The sequence below is a fragment of the Sphingomonas sp. CFBP 13706 genome, from assembly GCF_014842355.1.
GTDB lineage: Bacteria > Pseudomonadota > Alphaproteobacteria > Sphingomonadales > Sphingomonadaceae > Sphingomonas > Sphingomonas aerolata.
Map to the genome: position 1 here is coordinate 1 of NZ_JACYVM010000016.1, position 26,281 is coordinate 26,281.

Below are 26,281 nucleotides of genomic sequence, written 5' to 3' on the forward strand. Positions count from 1 at the left end.
GCTTCCTTCCATTCCAACGAAAGGATCGCACCATCAAACCGTGGGATCAAACACCTAGATAAGCCCGCCATCCTGAATGGCGCCATAAATGCTGTGGTGCAACATTACTGAAAACATTGCGCGCGATTAGTGTATTCGGAGAAGTTTGCCCAAGTATACCATTTAGTTGCAACTTTATCTCCCAGTTCCCGTTCCTTGAATCGTTGGGCACACAGGATCGTCCGCAAGAGGCGATCGAGGCCGACCGTGTGCCGACGTGCCTGGTTCAGGGAGATGAAGCCAATGACCCAATCAACCCATCTGATCGATGCCCTCGATGCCCGTGTCGAACGGCGCAACGACCGGCGTGAGTTCTTCAAAAACGCACTTGGTGCGGCTGCGATGACGGCAGCCGGAGCGACCGCTCTGTCCCTCTCGAGCGCGGCCGCGGCCCAGTCGGTGACCGACGCCGACGTCCTGAACTTCGCGCTCAACCTCGAATATCTCGAGGCGCAATTCTACTCCTACGCAGCGTATGGAACAGGACTCGACAACGCTCTGCTGACCGGCAGCGGTACGCAGGGTGCGGTTCGCGGCGGCCGCAAGGTCGCGTTCACCGATCCCATCGTCGAGCAATATGCACGCGAGATCGCACAGGACGAGATCGCGCATGTCAGGTTCCTGCGCACTGCGCTCGGCAGCTCGACCGTGTCGCAGCCGGTGATCGACGTCAGCGTCTCGCCGACCAGCGCCTTCTCGGTTGCCGCACAGGCCGCCGGGCTCGTGCCTGCCGGCACCGCGTTCGATCCCTATGCCTCTGACGAGGCGTTCCTGCTCGGCGCGTTCATCTTCGAGGACGTCGGCGTCACCGCCTACAAGGGTGCCGCCCCCTTGCTCACGAACAAGACGTTTCTCGATGCCGCGGCCGGCCTGCTCGCGGTCGAGGCCTATCATGCCGCGATCGTCCGCACGACGCTGTACGGCAAGGGTATCGACGTGCCGTCGTTGCGGACCTCCGCCGATGCCATTTCGCGCGCGCGCGACAGCCTCGACGGCGGTGGTGCCAACACGACGATCTTCGGCGCGAACGATATCGACCAGGGCATCTCGTCCTACAGCGCGACGCCGATCAACCTGTCCGCCACCCAGGCGGCGGTGACCGTGTCGAACATCGTGCCGCTCGATGCCGACGGTGTCGCCTATAGCCGCTCGGTGAGCCAGGTGCTCAACATCGTGTACCTGAACAGTGGTGCAGTGGCCGCGGGCGGGTTCTTCCCGGCAGGCATGAACGGCAACATCAAGACGAGCACCGCAGCAGCCTGAACCGCTTCAGCTCTGCCGTAAGCTTTCTTTGCTATTCAGGGGATTAACCCAATGACCGACCTCAATACCAAGCTCGAAATATTCGACGCCATCGCCGCCCGGCGCAACGAACGCCGCGGCTTCCTGCGCTTTGCCGGTGGGAGCGCGCTTGCCGTCGGCGGTGCCTCGCTGCTCGCGGCCTGCGGTAACGACGATGCCGATCTGGCGCCGTCGCCGACGCCCACGCCGACACCCGCGACGGGATCCGCGATCACCGATGCCGACGTGCTGAACTTCGCGCTCAACCTCGAATATCTCGAGGCGCAGTTCTACGCATTCGCGACGTTCGGCGTTGGCCTCAACGCCAGCCTGCTGACCGGTACCGGGACTCAGGGGGGCGTGACGGGTGGTCGACAGGTGCCGTTCCAGGACGCGATCGTCCGTGAATATGCGCGCGAAATCGCCATCGACGAAGTCGCGCACGTCGCCTTTCTGCGCCGGGCACTCGGCACCGCCGCGGTCGCACAGCCTGCACTGGACATCTCTGCCGGCACCGCGGCTGCGCCGGGCGCCTTCACCTTGGCCGCACGTGCGGCACGTGTCGTACCAGATACGGGCGTGTTCGATCCGTATGCCGACGACAACAGCTTCCTGCTCGGCGCGTTCATCTTCGAGGATGTCGGCGTCTCGGCGTATAAGGGCGGCGCAACGCTGATCGGCAACAAGACCTATCTCGAGGCGGCCGCCGGCATCCTCGCGGCAGAGGCGTATCACGCCGGCCTGATCCGCACGATCCTGTATCGCAAGGGACTGCAGACGCCGTCGCTGCGTACCGCCGCAAACCAGATCAGCGACGCGCGCGACAGCTTGGACGGCACCGTTACCAACGCAACGACGGGCATCATCGGCGACATCGATCAGGGCATCACCGGCATGGATCCAACCGTGTCGAACATCGTCCCGACCGACGCCAACGGGCTGGCGTTCAGCCGGTCGGTCGCACAGGTGCACAACATCGCCTATCTGACCAACACCGCAAAGATCGGCGGGGGCTTCTTCCCCAACGGCACCAACAACCGCACCGATGCACTGCGCACCAGCGGCGCCAACGCGTGATCGTCGTCACGAACTGAAACAGGACAACCTGGGCCGCGGCGCACATTGGGCGCGTCGCGGCCCCTCGTTTGGGGAACGACCATGAAGCATTACATGAAACTGACCACGCTCGCCGGCCTCGCCGTTGCGGGCCTTTTTGCCGTTCCGGCCGCCGCGCAGGAAACCACCGAAGATCGTCCGTTCTCGGGCGTCTATATCGGCGCGGCCGGTGGGTATGACGTGCAGGGCAACGACGTCGGCTCGTCGATCCTGTTCGACCGCAACGGCGACGGCACTTTCGGCGACAGCGTCAACACCATCACCGGCGCCAACGCCTTCTCGCCGGGCTTCTGCAACGGCTCGGCGCGTACCGGTGCCGCGGCTTCCGGTTGCCGTAACGACGACGATGGTTGGGCCTATTATGGTCGTGCGGGCCTCGACGTTCAGCGCGGCAACATCGTCGTCGGCGTCGTTGGCGAATTCGGTACGAGCGACATCACCGACAGCACCTCGGGCTTCTCGACCACGCCTGCGAGCTACACGATGGCGCGCAAGCTGAAGTGGGAAGCGTCGGCCCGCGGCCGTCTGGGCTATGCTGCCAACACCACGCTGTTCTACGGCACGTTCGGTGCCGGCTATGCCAAGATCGACAATCTGTTCTTCACGACGAACACGGCGAACGCGTTTTCGGCGACTGGCTCGAAGAACCAGTGGGGCATTCTCGGCGGCGGCGGCATCGAGCAGAAGCTGACCAAGAACATCTCGATCGGCATGGAATATATGTTCCACCAGTATCAGGATGACGATGCGCGCGTTCGCGTGACGGCGGGCACGGCGCTGGCCGGCAGCCCGGTTCTGCTGGCGAACAACCCGTTCCTGATCGCGCCAAACACCAGCGGCACCGATTTCCGCCGCAGCGACGACAAGTTCCGCTGGCACAGCCTGCGCGCCACGGCGGCGTTCCGGTTCTGAGCCCATGCGCTGCCAGCATCGCGTGATGCTGGCAGCGCATAGCGTCCGGCGAGCCTAGAGCCCCTCGCCCCCGACCCATTGCGCATTCGACAGGCGCCTGGCCAGATCCCAGCTTTGCTGCCGGATATCAGGCACCGCGACGACCTCCCACAACCCCCCGCGGGTCATCGGCCCGATACAGTGCAACCGCTGCTCGGCGTTACCGTCACGCCCGATCGCCCGCGACTGTGCATCGACGTCGACGCCCAGGCGAAGCGGATCGGGCCGGATCGCCCCGTCGGCGATCAGATGCCGGATCAGCGGCTCGCTCGATCGCATCAGGTCGCCCTGCGGCCCGGTACAGTTCACGATCCGCGCCGCCCGCGTGACGACCGCCTGGTCCGTGCCGCGGGGTCGCCAGCTGAGGTCGACCGCGTTGTCGGCCGCGACGGCGGATACGATCTTTCCGGCGGCGAACCGCAGCCGCCCGGTCGAAACCAGCGCATCGACCCGGTCCGCGACCTCCGGCGCCAGCCGATGCCGGTGGACGTCCCAATAGGGTCGCGCGTGCCGCAGGAACCGTGCGCGCTGCGATGTCGGGGCGGCGGCCCAGAGCATCTGGGTCACGGGGCGAAGCTCGTCGACCGCCGCGCGCCAGCCATCCGCCTTGGAACGGTCGCGGACGTGCCGGACGATCGCCGACAAATCCCCCTGCGGCTTGTCGAGGACGCGCGCTGGCGGCGCGCCGTCGACATGCCGCCGCGGCGAGAGCCCGCGCCGCGACACCGCCAGGATCTGCCCCGAAAATCCGCCCGCATCGAGCAGCAGCGCAGCGTCGATCGCGGTCAGCCCGGTCCCGACCAGCACGACCGTGTCGTCCGGCCCGAGCCCCTCGCCAATGTCCGAGGCCCAGGGATCCGCGCTATAGCGTCCGGGCGGAAGATCGTCGGGGCTGAGCCCCGGCGGCGTGTGCGGCGGCAGGTTGCCGAGCGCTAGCACTGCGCTGTCCGCGGCAATCGCGCTCCCATCCGCCATCGTCACCGCAAGCCGGTCGGTCCCGGCGAAGTCGATCGCGCAGACTTCCCCTTGCGCAAGGACCAGCCGTCCCGCCGCCTGCGCGATCGTCGCGTCGAGCATCTCACGCAGATACAGGCCGTAGGTCGTGCGCGGCACGAACGTCTTGCGGTCGCCGTCGCCGCGCGCTTCGAGCCAGCGGACGAAATGGTCGGGATCGTCGGGCAGCGCGCTCATGTTGCCCGCGCGCACGTTGAGCAGGTGGCTCGGATGCGCCGCACTATAGGCGACGCCGCGCGCGAGCTGGCGCTGGCGCCGCTCGACCAAAGTCGCGCGCGGCCCGCCGTGCCGCATCAGGTTGATCGCCAGCAACGTGCCCGAAAATCCGCCCCCGACGATGACGACATGATCGTCCGGTCCCGCGATACGTGTCATCCTGCCCCCATTTGCTGCAAAATCATCGTGCCCGCTCGATAGGCGCAAAGCGGCCCGGCGCACAGCCGGCACGCGCAACACACGGGGAACATAGAAGGATTGCACAAACGACAGCGCTGTTGCACTTTCTCGTCCATGGCCTGCCGGTCCCGGTCTGGCCCTCCCCCGGAGATCGCCCTGTGAAATCGAAGTTCGCCGTTCTTGTCTCGCTGATCGCCATCGCCGCCGCCACGCCCGCCACCGCGCAGGACCTTCACGCCTGTATCGACGAAGCGTGCACGCTCGAATCGATCCTGCCGCAGGACGCGGCATCGGGCACGCCCGCAGCCGATGCGGCCGCCGCGACGCGCTATGGCCGCTGGGGCTTCGACCTTGCCGGCATGGACAAGAGCGTGAAGCCCGGCAACGACTGGTTCGACTATGTGAACGGCAGCTGGGTCAAGAAGACGCAGATTCCCGCAGACCGCTCGTCCTACGGCGCCTTCGCGGTGCTGCGCGACCTGTCCGAGGCGCGCATGCGCACGCTGGTCGAGGGCTATAAGCCCGGCGATGCCGCCAACCCCGATCGTGCCAAGGTCGCGACGCTCTACCAGGGCTTCATGGACGAGGCCGCGATCGAGCGCGCCGACGCCGCACCGCTGTTGCAGCGGCTCGCCCCGGTCAAGGCTGCCGCGACGAAGGATGATGTCGCGGTGCTGATGGGCAAGTCGATGGGCGGGTTCGGCGCCAGCTTCTTCGGGCCTGGCGTCAACGACGACGCCAAGCAGCCCGACGTCTATGCGCTCTATCTGCGCCAGTCGGGCCTCGGGCTCGGCGACCGCGACCTCTATCTCGATCCGAAATTCGCACCGCAGGTCGTGCGCTACCAGGCCTATGTCGCGCAGATGCTCGGTATGGCGAACTGGCCGAACGCGCAGGCCGCCGCGGCGAAGATCGTCGCGATGGAGACGCGGATCGCGCAGGCGCACTGGACCCGCGCGCAGAGCCGCGACCGCGACAAGACCTATAACCCGATGACGCTCGCGCAGCTTCAGGCGCAGGCGCCGGGCTTCCCCTGGGCGAAATTCTGGACCGCCGCGGGCATCGACAAGGCCAATCGCGCGATCGTCGCGCAGAACACCGCCTTTCCGAAGATCGCCGAGGTCTTCGCCACCACCGATCTCGACACGCTGAAGGCGTGGCAGGCGTTCCGTACTGCAGACGACATCGCGCCCCTGCTGTCGAAGCGGTTCGTCGACGCGAATTTCGACTTCCGCTCGAAATTCCTCAACGGCCAGCCGCAGCAGCGCGATCGCTGGAAGCGCGGGATCGGCGTCACCGAACGCGCGCTGGGCGAGGCGATCGGCCGCGATTACGTCGCGCTCTATTTCCCGCCGGCATCGAAGACCAAGATGGACGAACTCGTCGGAAACCTGCGGATCGCGCTGCGCGGGCGGATCGACGGCCTGCCCTGGATGGGTGCCGCGACCAAGCAGGAAGCGCAGGCCAAGCTCGCCAATTTCAGCGTGAAGGTCGGCTATCCTGACAAATGGCGTGACTATAGCGCGCTGCAGATCACCCCGGGCGACCTGATCGGCAATGTCGAGCGCGCCGGGCGGTTCGAATGGGACTATCGCCGCAATCGCATGGGCGGTCCGGTCGATAAGGCCGAATGGGGCATGACCCCGCAGACCGTGAACGCCTATTACAACTCGGTGAAGAACGAGATCGTCTTCCCCGCCGCGATCCTCCAGCCGCCCTTCTTCGATCCCGACGCCGATCCCGCGGTCAATTATGGCGGCATCGGCGGCGTGATCGGGCACGAGATCAGCCACGGCTTCGACGACCAGGGTCGCAAGTCCGACGGCAAGGGCGTGCTGCGCGACTGGTGGACCGCACAGGATGCCGCCAAGTTCGAGGCCCAGGCGGTCAAGCTCGGCGCGCAATACGAGGCCTATACGTTCGAGGGCCTACCCGGCGTGAAGATCAACGGCCGCGCCTCGATGGGCGAGAATATCGGCGATCTCGGTGGCGTGCTGATCTCGCTCGACGCCTATCACACCTCGCTCGGCGGCAAGCCTGCTCCCGTGCTCGACGGCTATAGCGGCGACCAGCGCTTCTTCCTCGGCTGGGGTCAGGTCTGGCGCACGCTGTTCCGCACCGAGGCGCTGCGCCAGCAGCTCGTCAGCGATCCCCATTCGCCGGGGCAGGTCCGTGCGATCAACCCGCTGCGCAACGTCGATGCCTGGTACAAGGCGTTCGACGTGAAGCCCGGGGACGCGCAATATCTGGCGCCCGCGGACCGCGTCCGGATCTGGTGAGGCCGCAAGCCCGCCGCCGGACACAAAAAAGTCCGGCGGCAGGTCAAGGTCGGGGCGGCAGGGCTCCGTCCTGTCAACGAGGGTGGCGGTGTTCTTGCTCGTCCGTCGTCATCCTCGCCCCCCGTAGCTCGGACAATCGGATGCGGTCAGCGCATCGTCCGGTTCAGGAATGCCACGCTGTCCGCCAGCACTGGCGCCTTGCCGCGGAACGGCTTGGACAGCGCCATCGCCACATCCTCATGGCTGAGCCCCGGATAGTCGACATGCCGCACCGGTGCACCGAGCGCGGTCAGCTTGGCCGTCAGGTTGTCGGCATTGTGCGCCTTCACCTGCGTGTCGTCGCCCGCCGACACGAGCAGCATCGGCGGCGCATCGCGTCGCGCGAAGTGGATCGGCTGGGTCATCACGGGATCCGCCGCCCCCTGCATCGCGTCGATCGCGCGCCTGGCGGTGAACGGGTAGAAGTCATAGGGCCCGCACAACCCGACCGCGGCCTTGATGATCCGCGGGTCGACACCTTCGGCACGCAACCAGCGCGGGTCGAGCGTCAGCATCGCGACCGTATACGCCCCCGCGGAGTGACCGGCGACCGCGATCCGGTTCGGGTCGCCGCCCGCCGCCTCGATGTGATCGCGCGTCCACTTCACCGCCTCGGCGCCATCCTGCAGGAAGGCGGGGAAGCGGACGTCGGGCACCTTGCGGTAATCGGGCATGACGACGACGTAGCCCGCCTTCGCATAGGCGCGCGCGGCAAACGCATAGGCGCTGCGCGACCCGTGCACCCAGCCGCCGCCATACCAGAAGATCAGCACCGGCAGCCCCGTCTTCGCGCCCCCCGATGGCCGCCACACGTCGAGTTTCTGGCCATGCGTGCCGAACGGAACGCCCTCCCGCACCCGCGCAGTGCCGCGGCCGCCGCCCATTATGCCGTCGAGCACGCTGAGCGTCCCCGGCCCCGCGGTGAATGCCGTACCCGCGATCAGGATCACGACCAGCGCGATGACAATGGCAATGCGGCGCATTAGCGGCGGAAATCTGCGGTAATCGATCCGCTCGCTGCCAGTTCGGCCTCGTGCCCGGCCTCGCGCCACGTCTCGGCAAGCGCGGCGTCTTCCCATTCGCGCATCGCCGGATGCGCGATGATCCGCTCGACCCAGGCAAGGCCCTTCGGACCGACATCGATCCCGTAGGTGCGGACGCGAAACGCGACAGGCGCAAAGAACGCGTCGACGGCGGTGAAGTCGGCGCCTGCGAGCCAGGGCCCGCCGAACCGATCGATACCTTCCGCCCAGAGTTCGGTGATGCGCGCGACGTTGCGGTCGAGCGCGTCACTGCCGGGAATCGGATCGACGCGGACGCCGACGTTCATCGTCCGCTCGTTGCGCAACGCCGCGAACCCGCCATGCATCTCTGCCGCCGCACAGACCGCCCAGGCGCGCGCATCGCCATCGGACGGCCAGACGCCGTCGTGCCGCTCGGCGAGGTAGAGCGCGATCCCGAGCGAATCCCACACCGTCCGCTCGCCATCGATCAGCACCGGCACCTGCCCGGTCGGCGAGAACAGCCGGAACGCATCGTAATTTTCGGGCGCGAGAAAGGGTTCGATCCGATCCTCGAACGCGATCCCCAGCGCCCGCATCAACACCCACGGACGGAGCGACCAGCTGGAATAATTCCGGTTCGCGGTGACGAGCGTATAGCCCATCAGGTGGTGTAGCGCGCGGTGGTCTTGGCCGCGACCTCGTCCGCGGTCACACCGGGCGCGAGTTCGACCAGCCTGAACGGTGACTCATGGTCTACGCGCTGGAACACCGCCAGGTCGGTGACGATCATGTCGACCACGTTCTTGCCGGTCAGCGGCAGCGAGCAGGACGGGATGAACTTTGGCGTCCCGTCCTTGGCGGTGTGATCCATGACGACGATGATCTGCTTGACGCCCGCGACCAGATCCATCGCGCCGCCCATGCCCTTGATCATCTTGCCCGGGATCATCCAGTTGGCGATGTCGCCGTCTTCGCTGACCTCCATCGCGCCGAGCACGGTCAGGTCGATATGCCCGCCGCGGATCATCGCGAAGCTGTCGGACGAGCTGAAATAGACCGACGAGGGCAGTTCGCTGATCGTCTGCTTGCCCGCGTTGATCAGGTCGGCATCCTCTTCGCCCGCATAGGGGAACGGCCCGATCCCGAGCATCCCGTTCTCCGACTGGAGCGTGACGGTCATGCCGTCGGGAATGTTGTTCGCGACGAGCGTCGGGATGCCGATGCCGAGATTGACGTAATAGCCGTCCTTCAATTCCTGTGCGGCCCGCGCCGCCATCTGGTTGCGATCCCACGACATCAGTTGAGCGTTCCTTCCTGGATGGTGGTGATGGTCGTGACCTGGTCGCGCAGTTCGGCGCTGACGCCGTCGACGATCGCCTGCAGCGCGGCATCCTCGGCAATGCCCCAGGTGCCCGCATAGGCGCGGGCGGCGTGACGGATCGTGTCGGCGAGGAGGTAGCCGAACACGGCCGGATCCTCGAGGATGCCCGCGTCGATCAGTACGTTGCTGCCAGCATTGTTGGTGATCCAGATCCGCGCGACTTCGACCGATTCGTCCGTCAGCGCGGCGCCGGGATCGAGTTTGATCGCGTTGGGGTGGTCGGTCATCAGTGGATTCCCTGTGTCGGCGCCCAGTGGATCGCGGGCGGGAAGACCTCGTCACGGCTGCCTTTCAGCGCGGTGCCGTAGACGGGGTTCGGCAGCACGAACCACCCTGCCCCCCATTTGGCGGTAATCACCGGTGACTGCACCACCGCACGCCGCGCGGCAGGGGTTTGCCCTGCGTTGAACAGGTCGCTGAAATCGCCGAGCTGGTCGCCGCCCATCGCGACGACGCAATATCGCGCGGCGATCATCGCGCGGCGGCCGTCCTTCTTCGATCCCATCGCGTCGTCACCGGCGAGGAAAAGAGTCTCGCCGTGGCGGGCAGGGCCAAGCCCCGCGGCCTCGATCGCCGCCTGCGTCTGTGCGGCGTTGGCGGCGGCGCGGTTGGAGTTGAAGACGACCGTCACGCCCATCGCGCGCAACTGCGTCAGTGCGGCGAGCGCGCCGGGAACGGGCGCGACCTGCTTGATGCCGGTGCGCTCCCACTCCTGCCAGCGCGGTTCGGACCAGGGGCGCCCCGTCGATGCGTCATATTCGAAGCCGAGATTGAGCAGCACGGTCTCGTCGACGTCGAACACCGCGGCCTTCGGCTTGCTGCCGCATGCGGTCCAACGTGGCGCGGCGAGCGTCGCGCCGGGCGCGAGGACGACCGATGTCGGCGTGCGCTGCGCACGGACATACCCGACGAGCGCGTTCCATGCCTGGATGCTGCCAGCAGCGGCCTCGCCCGAGGCGTAGAGATACTGCATGCCCGCGGGGACGCCGTCGACGGTCACCGGTGCGGCGACGATCGCGGTCGGCGAGGTCACGCTGACGCACCCTTGCAGAACCAGTGCCCCTGCGAGCGCAGCGGTCCAGGAAAAATGGCTGCGTTTGCGGCACATTATCGGGCTTGGTTTCACGCGGAGACCCGCTCGCGAACGGTGCGGAATTCGATCTTCTTGTCGTAGGGCGCGCCGACGATCATCCGCTTCACATAGATCCCCGGCAGGTGGATGGTATCGGGATCGAGGCTGCCGACGGGGACGATTTCCTCGACCTCGGCGACGCAGATCTTGCCCGCGGTCGCCATCGGCTGGTTGAAGTTGCGCGCGGTCTTGCGGAAGATCAGGTTGCCGCTCTCGTCCGCCTTCCAGCCCTTGATGATGCTCAGGTCCGCGCGGATGCCGCGTTCGAGGATATAATCCTGCCCGTCGAAGCTCTTCACCTCCTTGCCCTCCGCCACCAAAGTGCCGACGCCGGTCTTGGTATAGAAGCCCGGGATGCCCGCGCCGCCCGCGCGGCAGCGCTCGGCAAGCGTCCCCTGCGGGCAGAACTCGACCTCGAGCTCGCCGCTCAGATATTGCCGCTCGAATTCCTTGTTCTCGCCGACATAGGACGAGATCATCTTCTTCACCTGGCGCGAACGGAGCAGCTTGCCGAGACCCTGCCCGTCGATCCCGGCATTGTTGCTCGCGATCGTCAGGTCCTTGACGCCCGACGCCTCGATCGCGTCGATCAGCCGCTCGGGGATGCCGCACAGCCCGAACCCGCCCGCGCAGATCGTCATCCCGTCGAACAGCACGCCCTCGAGTGCCGCCGCCGCGTCGGTGTAGCGCTTGTTCGCCATGCATCCTCCTATCGTCTTTACCGCGGCATAATGCGCCGGGCAGTGGACGGCAATGTCGGGCGGGCGTTCTCGACTTGGTGACGATTGCCGGGCTACGGTGGCGGCAGGAGATTGTCATGACCCAGCGTACCGGCGGCCAAATTCTCGTCGACCAACTCGTCGCGCAAGGCTGCGACCGTATTTTCACCGTACCCGGCGAAAGCTTCCTCGCGGTGCTCGACGCGCTCCACGACACGCCCGCAATCGAGACGGTGGTGTGCCGGCAGGAAGGCGGCGTGGCGTTCATGGCCTGCGCGGACGGCACGCTGACTCACCGCCCCGGCATCGCCTTCGTCACGCGCGGGCCCGGTGCGACCAACGCGTCGATCGGCGTGCATGTCGCGATGCAGGATTCGCAGCCGATGATCCTGTTCGTCGGCGATATCGACCGCGGCACGCGTGACCGCGAGGCGTTCCAGGAGATTGATTTTCAGGCGATGTTCGCGCCCATAGCCAAATGGGCGGCGCGGATCGACGATGCCCGGCGGATTCCGGAATATGTCGCGCGCGCCTATGCGACCGCGATGTCGGGACGCCCCGGGCCGGTGGTGCTCGCACTCCCCGAAGACATGCTGCTCGACCTGGTCGAGGCGGTCGACCGGCCGCGGGTCGAGCGCGTCGCGCAGGCGTGCGACGTGGACATGATGGACCTGCTCGCGGATCTGCTGACGACCGCCGAACGGCCGGTGGCGATCGTCGGCGGCGCGGGCTGGGATGCGGCTGCGTCGGGGGCGTTCTCGACCTGGGCGGATCGCAACGGCATTCCCGTCGCCGCGGCGTTCCGGCGGCAGGATGCGATCCCGAACGCCTGCCCGGTCTGGGCGGGCAATCTTGGCTATGGCCCCAATCCGAAGCTGGTCGCGCGGGTGAAGGAAGCCGATCTGCTGCTCGTCGTCGGACCCCGGCTCGGCGAGGCGACGACCGATGGCTATGCGCTGGTGACGCCCGATCATCCGGGGCAGCGCATCGTCCATGTCCACCCCAATCCCAATGAGTTGAACCGCACCTATCACGCCGACGTCGCGGTGTGCGCGGGGATGGCCGAATTCGCAGAGGCGCTGCTCGCGGTCGACCTACCGCCGCGGACCGCGGGTCAGGAGGCGCATGCCGAATGGCGCGCCTGGTCGACGCCGGCGCCGCGCGATCTGGTCATGGACCTGGGGCCGTGCGTCGCGGCGATGCGCGAGCGGCTGCCCGCGGATGCGATCCTCTGCAACGGCGCGGGGAATTATTCGGGCTGGTGGCATCGCTACTGGGCCTATGCCGGGCCGGGCACGCAGCTTGCGCCTACCGCCGGAGCGATGGGTTACGGCGTGCCCGCCGCGGTCGCCGCGTCCCTGAGGCATCCCGAGCGGACCGTGGTCGCGCTGGCGGGTGACGGCTGCTTCTTGATGAACGGGCAGGAGCTGGCGACCGCGCTCGCGCAGCGGGCGGACATGCTGGTGCTGGTCGTCGACAATGGCGGCTACGGCACGATCCGGATGCATCAGGAACGCGAATATCCGGGGCGGGTGTCGGGAACCGCGCTGCGCAATCCCGACTTCGCCGCGCTGGGCCGGGCCTATGGGTGCTGGGCGGAAACGGTCACCAAGACCGAGGATTTCGCCGCGGCGCTCGACCGGGCGATGGCGCGCGGCGGGGTGCGGTTGCTGCACCTGGTGACGGATATCGAGGCGATTACCGCCGGGACGACGCTGACGGCAGTGCGCGGGGTGGCGTGATCCTTATTGGGTGACGACGCCACCGGCACACCTCATGCCCCACCCCGGCGAAGGCCGGGGCCCAGTTGGGGGACAGCAGTAACTACGGACGGTCCTCTGTTACCTCGGCCTTCCCACCTGGGCCCCGGCCTTCGCCGGGGTGGTGGTTATCGGGGCCGACCCTTCTCATAGTTCCCCCGCGAAGGCGGGGGCCCAGAGTAGCGGGCGCTACCGGAACTTAGCTGGGCCCCCGCGTCCGCGGGGGAACGGCCCAAAACAATAGCCTCTCAGCCCGCCAGCTTCGCCCGCACCGCAGCTACAGCCTCCGCCGCCTTGTCCCCATCAGGCCCACCGCCCTGAGCCATATCAGGACGGCCACCGCCACCCTGCCCGCCAAGCGCGGCGACCGCGATCTTCAGCAGGTCGACCGCATTGTGGCTCGCGACCAGATCCGCGGTCACGCCGACCGCGACCGAGGCGCGGCCGTCGTTGATCGCAACGAGCATCGCGATCCCCGACCCCAGCCGCTGCTTGGCCTCGTCGACCGCGCCGCGCAGGCCCTTCGCCTCGAAATCATTTAGCACCTGTCCGATAAAGGCCACGCCGCCGACCTGCTCGGGTCCCGCCGCCTCACCGGAACCGCCGCCGCCGAGCGCCAGCGCCTTCTTCGCATCGGCCAGTTCGCGCTCGAGACGCCGGCGATCCTCGATCAGCGCAGCAACGCGCGAGGGCACTTCGTCGGGAGTCGATTTAAGCGCTGCCGCCGCCTCGCGCAGGCGATCGTCGCGGCCGGTCAGATAGGCGCGTGCCGCCTCGCCGGTCAGCGCCTCAACGCGGCGCACGCCGCTCGACACTGCGCCTTCGCCGACGACCTTGAACAGCCCGATATCGCCGAGCGCGGTGACGTGCGTGCCGCCGCACAGCTCGATCGAATAGGTGCCCTCGCCGGTCGACCCCATCGAAACGACGCGGACCTCGTCGCCATATTTCTCGCCGAACAGCGCCATTGCGCCCATCGCGATCGCGTCGTCGGGGGTCATCAGCAGCGTCGTCACCGCGCCGTTGCCGCGGACCTGCGCGTTCACATCGGCCTCGACCTCCGCGATGTCGGCGGGGGTCATCGCGACCGGCTGCGAGAAGTCGAAGCGCAGGCGATCGGGCGCGACCAGGCTCCCCTTCTGCGCGACATGCTTGCCGAGCCGTTCGCGCAGCGCTTCGTGCAGCAGATGCGTTGCGGAGTGGTTGGCACGGATCTGCGCGCGGCGCGCGACGTCGATCTGCAGCTTGACCGTATCGCCGACCTTGATCCCGCCCGACTCGATCATCGCATGATGAACGAACACGCGGCCGAGCTGCTTCGACGTCTCGGTGACGTTTGCGCGCAGCCCGGTGTCGGTCGAGATGTGCCCGGCATCGCCGACCTGCCCACCGCTCTCGCCGTAGAAGGGCGTCTGGTTGACGACGATCGACACCGTATCACCCGTCGTCGCATGGTCGACACGCCCACCGTCCTTGACCAAAGCGACGACCTCGCCCTCGCCGGTGTCCGAGGCATAGCCGAGGAATTCGGTGCCGCCGCTCTGCTCGACGATGTCGAACCAGATATCGTCCGAGGCCTTCGCGCCCGACCCCTTCCACGCAGCACGCGCGGCGCGCTTCTGCTCGGCCATCGCGGTGTCGAAGCCTTCGCGGTCGACCGCGAGCCCGCGTTCTCGCAGCGCGTCCTCGGTCAGGTCGTAGGGGAAGCCATAGGTGTCGTAGAGCTTGAACGCGACGTCACCGGCCAGCGTCCCCTCGGTCATGTCCGCGGTCGCCTCGTCGAGCAGCTTCAGCCCCTTGTCGAGCGTCTGCCGGAACCGCGTCTCCTCCTGCTGCAGCGTCGCCTCGATCAGCGGCTGCGCCCGGAACAGCTCGGGATAGGCTGCGCCCATCTCGGTGACGAGCGACGGCACCAGCCGGTGCATCAACGGCTCCTTCGCGCCGAGGATATGCGCGTGACGCATCGCGCGGCGCATGATCCGGCGCAGGACATAGCCGCGGCCTTCGTTTGCGGGCAGCACGCCGTCCGCGACCAGGAAGCCCGCGGTGCGCAGGTGATCCGCGATCACGCGGTGGCTCGCGGTATTCGCGCCGTCCGTCGCGGTATGCGTCAGCGCGCCCGACGCCGCGATCAGCGCCTTGAACGTGTCGGTATCATAATTGTCGGTGACGCCCTGCATCACCGCGGCGATCCGCTCGAGCCCCATGCCGGTGTCGATCGAGGGCTTGGGCAGATTGCCGACGATCTCGGCATTTTCCTGCTCATATTGCATGAAAACGAGGTTCCAGATCTCGACGAAGCGATCGCCGTCCTCGTCGGGGCTGCCGGGAGGGCCACCGGGGATGTGATCGCCATGGTCATAGAAGATCTCCGAGCACGGCCCGCACGGCCCGTTGTCGCCCATCGACCAGAAATTGTCCTTGGTCGGGATACGGATGATGCGGTGCTCAGGGAGGCCCGCGATCTTCTTCCAGAGATCGAACGCCTCGTCGTCGGTGTGATAGACGGTCGCGGTCAGCTTGTCCGGCGACAGCCCCCAGTCCTTCGTCAGCAGCGTCCACGCATGCGTGATCGCCTGTTCCTTGAAATAATCGCCGAACGAGAAATTGCCGAGCATCTCGAAGAAGGTGTGATGCCGCGCGGTGTAGCCGACATTGTCGAGATCATTGTGCTTGCCGCCCGCGCGGACGCACTTCTGCGACGAGGTGGCGGTCGTATAGGGGCGCGATTCGAGGCCGGTGAAGACGTTCTTGAACGGCACCATCCCCGCATTGACGAACATCAGCGTCGGGTCGTTCTGCGGGACGAGCGGCGCAGAGGGCACGATCTGGTGCCCCTGCGAACCGAAATAGTCGAGGAAGCCGCGGCGGATGTCGTTCGTCGATGTCATGCCGCCGACTTAGGCGAGCAACCGGGTTCGCTCAAGTGACCGCGTTACGCGGATTGTGGCAGGGCCGCCGCCAGCCAGTCATCGGCGTGAAGCCCGTAGATCAGGCTGTCGCGCAGCCCCATATGCGTCTCCCATTCGCCGCGCAGCAGCCGTTCGCGCCGGAACCCCAACCGTTCGAGCAGCAGGATCGACGCGCTGTTCTCGCTGTCGGCATCGGCGAACACGCGGTGCTGCCCCTCGGCGAACAGCTGGTCGAGCACCGCCGACACCGCCTCGCTCGCCAGACCGCGGCCCCAGTGCGCACGCGCGAGGATGAAGCCGATCTCGGTCACCCCCTGCCCGCGCATCCGCCCGCCCGACACCCAGCCGATCGCCCGGTCGTCGCCGTGCCGGGTAATCGCCCAGGCGCGCCAGTTCACGTCGGCGGCATCCTCGACCAGATAGAGCCGCGTCGCCTCGATCGACGTCAGAGGACCATCCGCCGAATAGGTCATCAGGTCCGCGTCGGCGAGCGTCGGGTGCAACGCGACCGCGTCGGCCTGGACAAGCCGACGCAGCCGGAGCCGCGGCGTCACCAGCACCGGATGGGGCAGCGCGCGACGCTTCAAGCGATCAGGGCGTCGACGAGCGCACGCACTTTCTTCTGACGCCACTGCGGCAGCGGCGCGACGAGCCAATAGCCGCCGCGCGACGGCTGCGCGTCGCCGATGATCCGGACCAGTCCCGCCTCGAGCCCACGTCGCGCCAGCAGTTCGGGCACGGTCGCCCGCCCGAGCCCCGCCGCCGCCGCATCGATCGCAAGCCCTGCATCACCGACGCGGACGAGCGCCGTGGCATCTCCCGCCGCCGGATCGAGCGCGGGTGCGCCGGGCCAGGCGATGATCGCCTCGGACGCGCTGCCGGTCGCCGCGATCGTGACGAGCCCTTCGGATTCGAGTGCCTCGCCCTCATTCTCGCCCGGGCCATCGCCCCAGCGGATCGCAAGGTCCAGATTGGCCTCGGTAAAGTCGACCGTCTCGTCCGCAGTGATCAGGACGAAGCGCAGGTCGGGATCCGCCGCAGCAATCTCGGCGAGCCGCGGCATCAGCCATTTCTCGGTCAGGTCGCGCGGCGCGGCGATCGTCAGCGACTTGGACGTCTGCCCCGCCTGCATCGCGCGGACCGCTTCCTCGAACTGGAGGAAGCCGTTGCGCAAGGGCCCGAGCCCCGCTTCGGCCTCGGGCGTCAGTTCGAGCCCGCGCGTGGTACGCCGGAACAGCACGACGCCCAGCGTGTCCTCGAGCGCGCGGATCTGCTGCCCGACCGCGGCGGGGGTGACCGCGAGCTCGTCGGCGGCACGCGTGAACGACAGGTGGCGCGCCGCCGCATCGAGCACGCGCAGCCCGTTCAGCGGAAGGTGCGTACGCTTCACGAAATCACCGCCGGGGCGCTGAGCGAGAAATGCGGGATCGCCACCTCGAACACCGCACCGGTGTCGTCGACCATCCGGTAGGATCCGCGCATCGCGCCCGTCGGCGTCGCGAGCGGGCAGCCCGAGACATAGTCAAAGCTCGCGCCCTGCTCGATCAGCGGCTGTTCGCCGACGACACCCTCACCCTCGACGGTGTGGCGCGCGCCATGCCCGTCGGTGATGATCCAGTGTCGCGTCAGCAGCTGGACCGCGCCGGGCCCGTCATTTTCCAGCCGGATATGATAGGCCCAGAACCAGCGCCCGCGCTGCGGTTCGGACTGTTCGGGCAGATAGCTGACCGAGACGCGCACCGTCACCCCGCGCGTCGTCGCCGCACTGGGGAACAGCGCCTTCACAGCCCGACCTTACCCAATGCCCGGTCGAGATCGTCGATCACGTCGCGCACGTCCTCGAGCCCGACATTGAGCCGCAACAGCCCCTCGGTCACGCCCATCTCTGCCTGCTTGTCGGGCGAGACGCTCGCGTGCGTGGTCGAGGCCGGATGCGTCATCAGCGACCGCGAGTCGCCGATATTGTTCGAGATATCGACCAGCTCCAGCGCGTCGAGCAGGCCATGCGCCTGTTCGCGTCCCTCAACCTCGAACGCGAAGATCGGGCCGCACGCGTCCATCTGACGCATCGCGAGCTCGTGTTGCGGATGGCTGGCGAGGCCCGGATGCAGGATACGCGGCACGCGCGCTTCCAGAAACGCGCCGACCTTCTGCGCATTTTCCGACTGGCGGCGGATACGCAGGTCGAGCGTCTCGAGCCCCTTGAGCACCACCCACGCGTTAAACGGCGACAGCGTCGGCCCGGTGTTGCGCGTGAAGGGCAGCAGCGTGTTGGTGATGAAGTCCTCGGTCCCGCACACCGCGCCGGCGAGCACGCGGCCCTGCCCGTCCATCATCTTGGTCGCGCTGTACGCGATGACGTCCGCGCCGAACTCCATCGGCCGCTGCAACGCCGGCGTCGCGAACGCATTGTCGACGACCGTCGTAATGCCGCGCTCGCGCGCGATGTCGCACACCGCCTTCAGGTCGACGATGTCCATCGTCGGATTGGCGGGCGTCTCGAAGAAGAACACCTTGGTCTCGGGCCGGACCGCGTCGAGAAACGCCTGCGGATCGCGCGCGTCGACGATCGTCGTGGCGATACCGAACTTGGGTAGCAGCGTATCGGTCAGCCAGCGGCATGATCCGAACGCCGCGCGGCCGCCGACCAGGTGATCGCCGCTCTGCAACTGACACAGCAGCGCCGCGGTCATCGCCGCCATGCCCGTCGCCATCGACCGGCACGCCTCAGCCCCCTCGAGCAGCGCGATCCGCTCCTCGAGCATCTGCACCGTCGGGTTCTGGAGCCGGGAATAGGTCATCCCGTCCTGCTCGCCGGCGAAGCGCGCCGCGGCGTCGCCGGCCTTGTCGTAGCAATAGCCCGAGGTGAGGAAGAGGGCTTCCGACGTTTCGCCATATTCGCTGCGGGCGGTGCCGCCGCGGATGGCCTGCGTCTGCGGACGCCAGTTCTGGGTGATCGAACGATCTTGGCCGGTCTTGCGCTTCATGGCGACGCTTTGCCGGGGGCGGGCGGTGATGACAACCCCCGCGGAGGGTCGCGTGCGCTAGTAGCGCCCCCAAGTAAACCTGGATGACAGCGCATAATTCCACACCGCGCCGACCAGCACGCCGATCATCGCCGACACCGCCCAAGCGTCGTTGCGCACGTCGTGCATGAACGCCGCGATCCCGACATTGGCGATCGCGCCAACCGAACAGATCAGCGCGAACGATACCCAGCCATCGGCGAGCTGCCGCCACCCCTTCAGCCGCCGGTCGCGATAGGTCAGCGCGTTGTTGAGGAAGAAGTTCATCGTCAGCGCGGCCAGCGTTGCGCCGATCTGCCCGATCAGGAACGACGTCCCGATCCCCAGGAACAGCGCGCTGAGCACCGCCATGTGCACGCCGATGCCGAGCACGCCGATCGCCGAGAACATCGCGAACCGCACCGGCACGAACCGCCCGAACATCCGGTCGTACAGCGCGATCAGATATTCCAGCGCGACGACGTGATCGAGCTTGCTCTCCCCCTCGGTCCGGCAGCGGAAGGTATAGGGCAGCTCGGCGAACCGCAGCGGCTCGGGCGACGCGGTCAGCAGGTCGAGCAGGATCTTGAACCCGATCGCCGACAGTCTGGGCGCAAGCGCGCGCGCGACGTCGGTACGGATCGCGAAGAAGCCGCTCATCGGATCGCTCAGATCCGCCTTGAGCACGCGCCGCGACAGCCGCGTGGCGAGCGCGGACTTGGCGACGCGGTCGCGATCCCAGTCGCCGGTCCCGCCGCCGCTGACGAAGCGCGAACCGATCACGACGTCGTGATCGCCCGCCTGAAGGAGGTCGAGCATTTTCGGCAACAGCGTCTCGTCATGCTGCAGATCGCCGTCGATCACCGCGACGACGGGCGCGGCGGTCGCGCACAGCCCCTCGATACAGGCTGAGGACAGCCCCCGCCTGCCGATCCGCTGGATCACGCGGACGCGCATGTCGCTGCGCCCGAGCACGCGCGCCGCCTCCGCCGTGCCGTCAGGGCTGTCGTCGTCGACGAAGATCGCTTCCCAGCGCCGCCCCGCCAGTGCCTGGTCGAGCTTGGCAATCAGTGCGGCGACGTTCGCCTTTTCGTTGAACGTCGGGATGACGACCGCGATCTCGAGCGTGTCCGGCCCCGCGCCCCGCACCACGTCCAGCTCGACCGGAGTCACCCGAGCGATGCGATCACCGCGTCGCCCATCGCGCGTGTCGTCAGCGTGCCGCCGAGGTCAGGCGTCCGCGCGCCGCCCAGGATCGCCGCAGCCACCGCCGCCTCGATCCGGTCGGCCGCCTCGGCCTTGTCGAGCGAATGCCGCAGCATCATCGCTGCGGACAGGATCGCGGCACAGGGGTTCGCCTTGCCCTGCCCGGCAATATCGGGCGCGCTGCCGTGGATCGGTTCGTACAGGCCATGGCCCTGGCCATCGAGCGCGGCGGAGGGCAGCATGCCGATCGACCCCGCGCACATCGATGCCTGGTCGGACAGGATGTCGCCGAACAGATTGCCGGTGACGACGACGTCGAACTGGCCGGGATCGCGCACCAACTGCATCGCCGCGTTGTCGACATACATGTGGCTGAGCGCGACGTCGGGATAGTCCGCCGACACCTCGATCACGACGTCGCGCCAGAGCTGCGACGTCTCCAAGACATTGGCCTTGTCGACCGACAGCAGCTTGCTCTTGCGGGTACGGGCGGTCTCGAACCCGACGCGCGCGATCCGGGCGATCTCCGCCTCGTCGTAACGCATCTCGTCATGGCCTTCGCGCAGGCCCTCGGCCGTCGTCCGGATGCCCTTGGCGCCGAAATACACGTCGCCGGTCAGCTCGCGGACGATCACCATATCGATCGTGCGTGCGATCTCCGGCCGCAGCGACGACGCATCCTCCAGCCCCGCGAACAGCTTGGCCGGACGCAAATTGGCGAACAGCCCCAGCTCCTTGCGCAAGCCCAGGATCGCCTGTTCTGGTCGCAAATGCCGTTCGAGCCGATCGCAATCGGGGTCGCCGACCGCACCGAACAGCACGGCGTCCGCGCGCCGCGCGAGCGCCAGCGTCTCGGGCGGCAGCGGATGCCCCGCCGCCTTGTACGCCGCACCACCGACCAGCGCCTCGTCAAAGCTCAGATCGAGGTCGAGCCGGTCGAGCACGCGGCGCGCCTCGGCAGTCACTTCGGGTCCGATGCCGTCGCCGGCCAGTATCGCGATCAAGGGCATGTGCGTTCCTCCGCCGCCGCCCTTGCCGGGCAAGCCGCGCTCACGCAACCGCCCTTTTGAGCCGATCGACGAGGCGAGCCCGCGCTGCGAGCGGTTCGGCACGGCGTTCGACCAGAACATCGCGAGTCAGGAAATGCTTGGTCAGCCGCAGTCCGTCGAAGATGTCCGGCCACCCCGCCTCGCCCCCGGCAGTAAGAAAAGCGGGCAGCGGCAACAGCTTGGCTTCATAGCCCTGCGCCGCACCGCGCGACACCGCCGCCCCGCTCCGCGGACTGACGAATGCGAGGTCGTCGACCGCGCCGCTCGCTACGCACTGGTCGAGATCGAGACCGAAACCGAGCTCCGCGAGCAGCAGCAGTTCGTACCGTACCAGCGCCGCGGCCCAGCCGCGCGCCGACGGCGCCGCCTCGATCGCGCCGAGAACGCCGTCCAGCGCGTCGTGGATATGCGGATAGGGCTGCGCCTCCGGCAGCGCGACCGCGGCCAGCGCCGTCGCCCATTCGAGCGCACCCGCCGCGAGCGGCTCGCCGTGCAGCGTCGCGCGGCTGTGGATCAGCTCGGCGGTCAGCGCGGCGAGCTGGTCACCGGTCCGCGCGCGCCATTCGCCCTGGATCACGTTCGCCGCGAGCAGCACCGGCCGCATCGCGCGCGACCGCCCGCCGCGCACATAACCCGGCTGCACGCCGTCCTCGCGCGTCAATGCCCGCACGATCGCGCCATGCTCGCCATGCTGGCGAACGGCGACGACGATGGCGGACGCGCGAAGATGCATCGCCCGTTCTTACGCGTGCGTCGTGACAAACGGGAGCCTCGAAAACTTCGCTTGTTTCAGATCCGCCTGTCAGGCGCGCTCAGCGCCGGATCCCGCGCATCATGCGTGCGAGCCGCGGATGCGACAGCGTCCGCTTCGCCCAGCCCGCCGCGCCATCGAACGCCCCCAGCGCGGCCACCGTCGCGCGGTTCGCCAGCGTCGGCCGCAACAGCAGCAGATCGACGCACGCCGTCCCCGTCGTCGCGAACTGCCGCTTGTGCTGCCCCTCCCCCTCGGTGAAATCGAACCAGGCGAAGCGGTCGTCGAACAGCTGCCGCATCGCCTCGACCTGTAACACCGCACCCGGCGACAGAGCGTTCTCGGCGGGGTCATGCCCGACATGGTCATAGCGCAGCGTCCCGCCCTGCGCGGTACAGCAGAGATAGGCGATCGGCCTGCCCTCGACGAACAGCAGCCAGGCCCGCACCCGGTCCGCTGCGGCGAGCGCCTCGAAACCCTGCAGCGCCGCATCGCCGTCGGGCAGCCCCGATCCCAGCAGCCGCTCCTGATAGGTCGTCGCCGAGACCGCCCGCGCCAGCGGGTGAAACACCGCGATCTCGGCGGGGGTCCGATAGGCGCGGACATCGAGCGTACCGCCCGACAGCACCGCCAGCCGCTTCGTCTTGCGCTTCAGCCCCGACCGCGCGCTGCCCGACAGCGTCGCGAGCCATGCCGCCTCACCGATCCGCAGGTCGGCGTGATACCGGACATAACGCTGGCGGACGGCGGTCAGCAGGCCATGCGTGTTCAGCGAGTCCACCCGGTCCGCGGGCAACGAGGTGACCACATAGCCGTCGGCCTGAGCCGGCAGCGCGGGCAGCATCGGCGTTTCGCCCGCCAGCACGTCATCCAGCGACAGCGCGACGCGCACCAGCCGGCGCGGGATCGTCGCGAGCGTGCGCGCGCCGAGCTGGAACTTCAGGCGGACGCTGACCGCGGTCATCAGGCGCGTTCTTCGACCCAGTTCGACCAGAGCTGCTCGGCTTGGCGCAGGCCCCGCCGGATCGGATCGCGCGCCAGCGGCCGGTCGTGCCGGCCAAGGGCCAGTGGCGGGCGATCGCGGAAATGCCGCGTCGGCAAGTCGGTGCGCAGCTCCGCCAGCGTCGCGCACAGCGCCTCGAACCGGCGGACATGGACGGCGTTCGCCCGCGTGCCCTGCCGATTCGCGAGCTCGAAACCATGGCTGACGATCGTCGCGGCGACATGCCCCCGGGCCGCGGCGTGCTCGAGCGCATCGCGGCTCTCGTTCGCGGACAGGGCGCAGAGCTGCAGCGTGCGCAACTGACCCGGTCGATCCTCGATGACGGTAACCGGGATCTCGATCAGGCCCTGCGCAGCGACCGGCGCGATCTGACGCGGCGACAGCGAGATCCTGCTCGCATCGCATGACGCCGCACCGTTATGGCTGCTGTCATAGGCGAAGCCCAGCGCAGCGAGCGCGGCGAGCGTATCGTCGTTCGCGGCATAGCTGCCCGCGCGAAACGCGATCGGGTCGGGCGCACCCGCGTCGATCAGCAGTTCGGTGGCGCGCAGGATCAGCGCGTATTGTTCGGCCAGCGGATAGTCGGACAGGTCGAACTTCGCGTGATTCGCGCCGCGGTCCCGGGCAATTGCGGCGGTCCAGGCGGGATGGAGATGCAGCTGAACTTCCTGCCCCGCGTCGAGGATCGTCGCGACCATCCGCCGGACCGGCTCGATCCCGAAGGTCAGCGCGGGCATCGGGTCGACGAAGAAACAGGCCTTCAGCCCGTACCGCGCCAGCTTGTCGAGCTGATAGCTGATCCCGACCCCCGCGGGCTCGACCGACCGGTGGTAGATCGCATCGCTACAAAGCCCCTCGCGGTGGTGCCGCCAGGCAAATTCGGTGTCGATCGTCAGGAAGACTGCCGTGGTCACGTCACTGGCCTAGTGTCCCGTGGTGAAGATAAGGTTTCCGCCTACGAAACAGGCGTGACCCGACCTCCGCAATCTATCGGCCCCAGCTGACGATTGATCAACATTATTAAACTGAATTACCTTGAATGGTAAAAGTCGTACACCTGCTGTGCGACCGCTGCCGATACCCCCGGCGCCTGCTGCAGATCCTGCAGGCTGGCATTGCGTACCGCGCGGCCGGTGCCGAAATGCATCAGCAGCGCCTTCTTGCGCGCGGGGCCGATGCCGGGGACCTCGTCGAGCGGGCTCGCGCCGATCGCCTTGCTGCGCTTGTCGCGGTGGACGCCGATCGCGAAGCGGTGGACCTCGTCGCGCAGCCGCTGGAGGTAGAACAGCACCGGCGCGTTGACGGGCAGCTGGAACTCGCGGCCGTCGAGCATGTGGAATACCTCGCGCCCGTCACGACCATGCTGCGGCCCCTTGGCGATGCCGACGAGGCACACGTCCTCGACGCCGAGCTCCTCGAGCGCGGCCTTCACCGTATTGAGCTGCCCCTTGCCGCCGTCGATCAGCACCAGGTCGGGCCATTCGCCCGAGTCGCGGTCGGGATCCTCGGCCTGCGCGCGCGCGAAGCGCCGGGTGAAGACCTCACGCATCATCCCGAAATCGTCGCCCGGGATGGTCTCCTTGTTCTTGATGTTGAACTTGCGATACTGGCCCTTGCGGAAGCCTTCGGGGCCGGCGACCACCATCGCGCCGGTCGCGGCAGTGCCCTGGATATGGCTGTTGTCGTAGATCTCGATCCGCTGCGGCGGCTCGGCCAGGTCGAACAGGTCGGCGACCTCGCGCAGCAGCTTGGCCTGAGTCGTCGACTCGGCCTGGCGCCGCTCGATCGCCTCGATCGCGTTGCGCTTGGCCTGATCCATCAGCCGGCGGCGATCGCCGCGCTGCGGCACCTGCACCGCGACCTTGTAGCCCGCACGTTCGCCCAGCGCCTCGACCAGCAGCGCGCCCTCGGGAAGCTCGCGGTCGAGCAGGATCTGGCGTGCGGGCGGCACGTCCTCGTAGAACTGGCCGAGAAAACTGGTCAGCACCTCGTCCTCGGGCACGTCGTTGGTGTGCTGCGGGAAGAAGCTGCGATGCCCCCAATTCTGGCCGCCGCGGATGAAGAAGGCCTGGATGCCGATCAGCCCGTCCTTGCACGCCATCGCGAAGATGTCGGCGTCGCCCACCCCTTCCGCGTTGATCGCCTGCGTGCCCTGGATGAACGTCAGCGCCTTCAGCCGGTCGCGCAGCAGCGCGGCGAGTTCGAAGTCCATGTTTTCGGCGGCAGCCTGCATCTGCGCGCCGAGCTTGGCCTGCACGCCGGTCGACTTGCCCGCGAGGAAGCTCTTCGCGTCCTCGACCAGTTCCTTGTACGCGCCCTCGTCGATCCGGCCGACGCACGGCGCGGAGCAGCGCTTGATCTGGTAGAGCAGGCACGGCCGGTCGCGGGTCTTGAAGAAGCTGTCAGTGCAGCTGCGCAACAGGAACAGCTTCTGGAGCGCGTTGAGCGTGTTGTTGACCGATCCAGCGCTCGCGAACGGGCCGTAATAATTGCCCTTCGCACGCCGGGCGCCGCGGTGCTTCTGGACGCGCGGGAAGTCGTGATCGTCGCGCAGCAGGATGAAGGGGAAGCTCTTATCGTCGCGCAACAGCACGTTGTAGGCGGGGCGATAGCGCTTGATGAGCTGCGATTCGAGCAGCAGCGCCTCGGCCTCGTTGTTGGTCGTGACGATCGTCATCGACCGGGTCTGCGACACCATCCGCTGCAGCCGCTTGGTCAGGCGTTCGACCTGAACATAGTTGGCGACACGGTTCCTGAGCGCGCGCGCTTTGCCGACATAGAGCACGTCGCCGCGCGCATCCTGCATCCGGTAGACGCCGGGGCGGATCGGCAGCGTGTCGAGCACATTGCGGATCGCCGCGACGCCCGCCGCAAGATCGGGCGCCTCGCCGCCGCCGCGGACGGCGAAGGTGGATTTGTCTTCGTTGAAACGGTCGGGGGAATTGGGGGAGGACATCGTCGGGGAATCTAGGGAGTCGGAGGGGGTTATGCCAGCCGAGGACATTGATGTTCACGCGAAGGCGCGATGGCACGAAGAGAAGGTAATTTTCGCGCAGAGGCGCAGAGGTGCGGAGAGAAGATTGGGGAGAGCGGCGCCCGTTCTCAAATCGCCGAAGGCTTAAACTCACCCGGCACTGGCCAAGACGCCAGCCCGGCATGCAGCACCTCCGCGTCTCCGCGCCTCCGCGTGAACCATCCTTCTCTTCGCGCCATAGCGCCTTCGCGTGAACGAACCTTCTGAACG

At 67.6% G+C, this 26,281-nt stretch carries 23 protein-coding genes; 5 read left to right on the forward strand and 18 right to left on the reverse strand.

Annotation, left to right across the window (positions count from 1 at the left end; genetic code table 11):
- Positions 1-282: 282 nt before the first annotated feature.
- The 3 genes from IFS44_RS18675 to IFS44_RS18685 all read left to right on the forward strand — a co-directional run bounded on the left by IFS44_RS18675 (position 283) and on the right by IFS44_RS18685 (position 3,348).
- A complete protein-coding gene (locus IFS44_RS18675) occupies positions 283-1,302 on the forward strand; it encodes a ferritin-like domain-containing protein (protein ID WP_031440782.1) in 1,020 nt (339 codons plus the stop codon).
- Positions 1,303-1,353: 51 nt separating this feature from the next.
- The gene (locus tag IFS44_RS18680; RefSeq protein ID WP_031440781.1) at positions 1,354-2,397 is read left to right on the forward strand and encodes a ferritin-like domain-containing protein; all 1,044 of its coding nucleotides are present in this window, start codon (positions 1,354-1,356) and stop codon (positions 2,395-2,397) included.
- Between the two features lie 93 nt (positions 2,398-2,490).
- Complete coding sequence (locus IFS44_RS18685) at positions 2,491-3,348, forward strand: outer membrane beta-barrel protein (protein WP_192099638.1); 858 nt, start codon at positions 2,491-2,493, stop codon at positions 3,346-3,348.
- 54 nt (positions 3,349-3,402) lie between these two features.
- On the opposite strand, the gene IFS44_RS18690 is transcribed toward IFS44_RS18685, so the two are convergent.
- Positions 3,403-4,776, reverse strand: a complete 1,374-nt coding sequence (locus tag IFS44_RS18690; protein ID WP_192099611.1) for an FAD/NAD(P)-binding protein — start codon at positions 4,774-4,776, stop codon at positions 3,403-3,405.
- A 179-nt stretch (positions 4,777-4,955) separates the two neighbouring features.
- Between IFS44_RS18690 and IFS44_RS18695 the strand changes: the two genes are divergently transcribed.
- Positions 4,956-7,076, forward strand: a complete 2,121-nt coding sequence (locus tag IFS44_RS18695; protein WP_192099612.1) for a M13-type metalloendopeptidase — start codon at positions 4,956-4,958, stop codon at positions 7,074-7,076.
- A 146-nt stretch (positions 7,077-7,222) separates the two neighbouring features.
- On the opposite strand, the gene IFS44_RS18700 is transcribed toward IFS44_RS18695, so the two are convergent.
- From IFS44_RS18700 to IFS44_RS18725, 6 genes are read right to left on the reverse strand one after another with little or no spacing between them, the layout of a single operon-like run.
- Positions 7,223-8,098 (reverse strand): alpha/beta hydrolase, encoded by an 876-nt coding sequence (locus IFS44_RS18700; RefSeq protein ID WP_183935219.1) that lies wholly within the window; start codon positions 8,096-8,098, stop codon positions 7,223-7,225.
- On the reverse strand, positions 8,098-8,781 hold the full coding sequence (locus tag IFS44_RS18705) for a glutathione S-transferase family protein (protein ID WP_192099613.1): 684 nt from the start codon (positions 8,779-8,781) through the stop codon (positions 8,098-8,100). Before IFS44_RS18705 ends, IFS44_RS18700 begins: the two co-directional genes overlap by 1 nt.
- On the reverse strand, positions 8,781-9,416 hold the full coding sequence (locus IFS44_RS18710) for a 3-oxoacid CoA-transferase subunit B (protein WP_192069934.1): 636 nt from the start codon (positions 9,414-9,416) through the stop codon (positions 8,781-8,783). Before IFS44_RS18710 ends, IFS44_RS18705 begins: the two co-directional genes overlap by 1 nt.
- On the reverse strand, positions 9,416-9,727 hold the full coding sequence (locus IFS44_RS18715; RefSeq protein WP_107932234.1) for a DUF5076 domain-containing protein: 312 nt from the start codon (positions 9,725-9,727) through the stop codon (positions 9,416-9,418). The genes IFS44_RS18710 and IFS44_RS18715 overlap by 1 nt, the downstream gene beginning before the upstream one ends.
- Positions 9,727-10,608, reverse strand: a complete 882-nt coding sequence (locus IFS44_RS18720; protein ID WP_192099614.1) for an HAD family acid phosphatase — start codon at positions 10,606-10,608, stop codon at positions 9,727-9,729. Before IFS44_RS18720 ends, IFS44_RS18715 begins: the two co-directional genes overlap by 1 nt.
- Positions 10,609-10,622: 14 nt before the next feature.
- Positions 10,623-11,333 carry a CoA transferase subunit A gene (locus IFS44_RS18725; RefSeq protein ID WP_031440773.1) on the reverse strand — a complete coding sequence of 237 codons (711 nt, stop codon included), beginning with the start codon at positions 11,331-11,333 and terminating at the stop codon, positions 10,623-10,625.
- A gap of 116 nt (positions 11,334-11,449) precedes the next feature.
- Here IFS44_RS18725 and IFS44_RS18730 point away from each other — a divergent pair, with 116 nt between their 5' ends.
- A complete protein-coding gene (locus IFS44_RS18730) occupies positions 11,450-13,093 on the forward strand; it encodes a thiamine pyrophosphate-binding protein (protein WP_192099615.1) in 1,644 nt (547 codons plus the stop codon).
- A 266-nt stretch (positions 13,094-13,359) separates the two neighbouring features.
- Here the strand turns inward: IFS44_RS18730 and alaS are convergent, their stop codons facing one another.
- From alaS to uvrC, 11 genes are all read right to left on the reverse strand, one after another.
- On the reverse strand, positions 13,360-16,002 hold the full coding sequence (alaS, locus tag IFS44_RS18735; RefSeq protein ID WP_192099616.1) for an alanine--tRNA ligase: 2,643 nt from the start codon (positions 16,000-16,002) through the stop codon (positions 13,360-13,362).
- Between the two features lie 44 nt (positions 16,003-16,046).
- The gene (locus IFS44_RS18740; RefSeq protein ID WP_192099617.1) at positions 16,047-16,610 is read right to left on the reverse strand and encodes a GNAT family N-acetyltransferase; all 564 of its coding nucleotides are present in this window, start codon (positions 16,608-16,610) and stop codon (positions 16,047-16,049) included.
- Entirely contained in the window at positions 16,607-17,413 is an 807-nt protein-coding gene (locus IFS44_RS18745) for a LysR family transcriptional regulator (protein ID WP_192069930.1), read from the reverse strand. The genes IFS44_RS18740 and IFS44_RS18745 overlap by 4 nt, the downstream gene beginning before the upstream one ends.
- Entirely contained in the window at positions 17,410-17,808 is a 399-nt protein-coding gene (apaG, locus tag IFS44_RS18750; protein WP_031393907.1) for a Co2+/Mg2+ efflux protein ApaG, read from the reverse strand. The genes IFS44_RS18745 and apaG overlap by 4 nt, the downstream gene beginning before the upstream one ends.
- Positions 17,805-19,010: a trans-sulfuration enzyme family protein gene (locus IFS44_RS18755; protein ID WP_192099618.1), complete on the reverse strand. Its 1,206-nt coding sequence runs from the start codon at positions 19,008-19,010 to the stop codon at positions 17,805-17,807. Before IFS44_RS18755 ends, apaG begins: the two co-directional genes overlap by 4 nt.
- Before the next feature lie 57 nt (positions 19,011-19,067).
- A complete protein-coding gene (locus IFS44_RS18760) occupies positions 19,068-20,201 on the reverse strand; it encodes a glycosyltransferase family 2 protein (protein WP_342366494.1) in 1,134 nt (377 codons plus the stop codon).
- Positions 20,198-21,244, reverse strand: a complete 1,047-nt coding sequence (gene leuB / locus IFS44_RS18765) for a 3-isopropylmalate dehydrogenase (protein ID WP_183935452.1) — start codon at positions 21,242-21,244, stop codon at positions 20,198-20,200. Before leuB ends, IFS44_RS18760 begins: the two co-directional genes overlap by 4 nt.
- Positions 21,245-21,284: 40 nt before the next feature.
- Entirely contained in the window at positions 21,285-22,016 is a 732-nt protein-coding gene (gene recO / locus IFS44_RS18770; protein WP_192099619.1) for a DNA repair protein RecO, read from the reverse strand.
- A 79-nt stretch (positions 22,017-22,095) separates the two neighbouring features.
- Positions 22,096-22,998, reverse strand: a complete 903-nt coding sequence (locus IFS44_RS18775; protein WP_107932222.1) for a GNAT family N-acetyltransferase — start codon at positions 22,996-22,998, stop codon at positions 22,096-22,098.
- The gene (locus IFS44_RS18780) at positions 22,998-23,951 is read right to left on the reverse strand and encodes a polysaccharide deacetylase family protein (RefSeq protein WP_192099620.1); all 954 of its coding nucleotides are present in this window, start codon (positions 23,949-23,951) and stop codon (positions 22,998-23,000) included. Before IFS44_RS18780 ends, IFS44_RS18775 begins: the two co-directional genes overlap by 1 nt.
- Before the next feature lie 116 nt (positions 23,952-24,067).
- Positions 24,068-25,993: an excinuclease ABC subunit UvrC gene (uvrC, locus tag IFS44_RS18785; protein WP_192099621.1), complete on the reverse strand. Its 1,926-nt coding sequence runs from the start codon at positions 25,991-25,993 to the stop codon at positions 24,068-24,070.
- Positions 25,994-26,281: the final 288 nt, after the last annotated feature.

Bases quoted from the DNA above. Each gene is read 5' to 3' on its own strand.
- IFS44_RS18710 (WP_192069934.1), bottom strand. From the start codon at position 9,416: ATGTCGTGGGATCGCAACCAGATGGCGGCGCGGGCCGCACAGGAATTG.
- IFS44_RS18725 (WP_031440773.1), bottom strand. From the start codon at position 11,333: ATGGCGAACAAGCGCTACACCGACGCGGCGGCGGCACTCGAGGGCGTG.
- IFS44_RS18720 (WP_192099614.1), bottom strand. From the start codon at position 10,608: ATGTGCCGCAAACGCAGCCATTTTTCCTGGACCGCTGCGCTCGCAGGG.
- IFS44_RS18730 (WP_192099615.1), top strand. From the start codon at position 11,450: ATGACCCAGCGTACCGGCGGCCAAATTCTCGTCGACCAACTCGTCGCG.
- IFS44_RS18715 (WP_107932234.1), bottom strand. From the start codon at position 9,727: ATGACCGACCACCCCAACGCGATCAAACTCGATCCCGGCGCCGCGCTG.
- IFS44_RS18680 (WP_031440781.1), top strand. From the start codon at position 1,354: ATGACCGACCTCAATACCAAGCTCGAAATATTCGACGCCATCGCCGCC.
- IFS44_RS18755 (WP_192099618.1), bottom strand. From the start codon at position 19,010: ATGAAGCGCAAGACCGGCCAAGATCGTTCGATCACCCAGAACTGGCGT.
- alaS (WP_192099616.1), bottom strand. From the start codon at position 16,002: ATGACATCGACGAACGACATCCGCCGCGGCTTCCTCGACTATTTCGGT.
- IFS44_RS18705 (WP_192099613.1), bottom strand. From the start codon at position 8,781: ATGGGCTATACGCTCGTCACCGCGAACCGGAATTATTCCAGCTGGTCG.
- leuB (WP_183935452.1), bottom strand. From the start codon at position 21,244: ATGCCCTTGATCGCGATACTGGCCGGCGACGGCATCGGACCCGAAGTG.
- recO (WP_192099619.1), bottom strand. From the start codon at position 22,016: ATGCATCTTCGCGCGTCCGCCATCGTCGTCGCCGTTCGCCAGCATGGC.
- IFS44_RS18775 (WP_107932222.1), bottom strand. From the start codon at position 22,998: ATGACCGCGGTCAGCGTCCGCCTGAAGTTCCAGCTCGGCGCGCGCACG.
- uvrC (WP_192099621.1), bottom strand. From the start codon at position 25,993: ATGTCCTCCCCCAATTCCCCCGACCGTTTCAACGAAGACAAATCCACC.
- IFS44_RS18675 (WP_031440782.1), top strand. From the start codon at position 283: ATGACCCAATCAACCCATCTGATCGATGCCCTCGATGCCCGTGTCGAA.
- IFS44_RS18690 (WP_192099611.1), bottom strand. From the start codon at position 4,776: ATGACACGTATCGCGGGACCGGACGATCATGTCGTCATCGTCGGGGGC.
- IFS44_RS18685 (WP_192099638.1), top strand. From the start codon at position 2,491: ATGAAACTGACCACGCTCGCCGGCCTCGCCGTTGCGGGCCTTTTTGCC.
- IFS44_RS18700 (WP_183935219.1), bottom strand. From the start codon at position 8,098: ATGCGCCGCATTGCCATTGTCATCGCGCTGGTCGTGATCCTGATCGCG.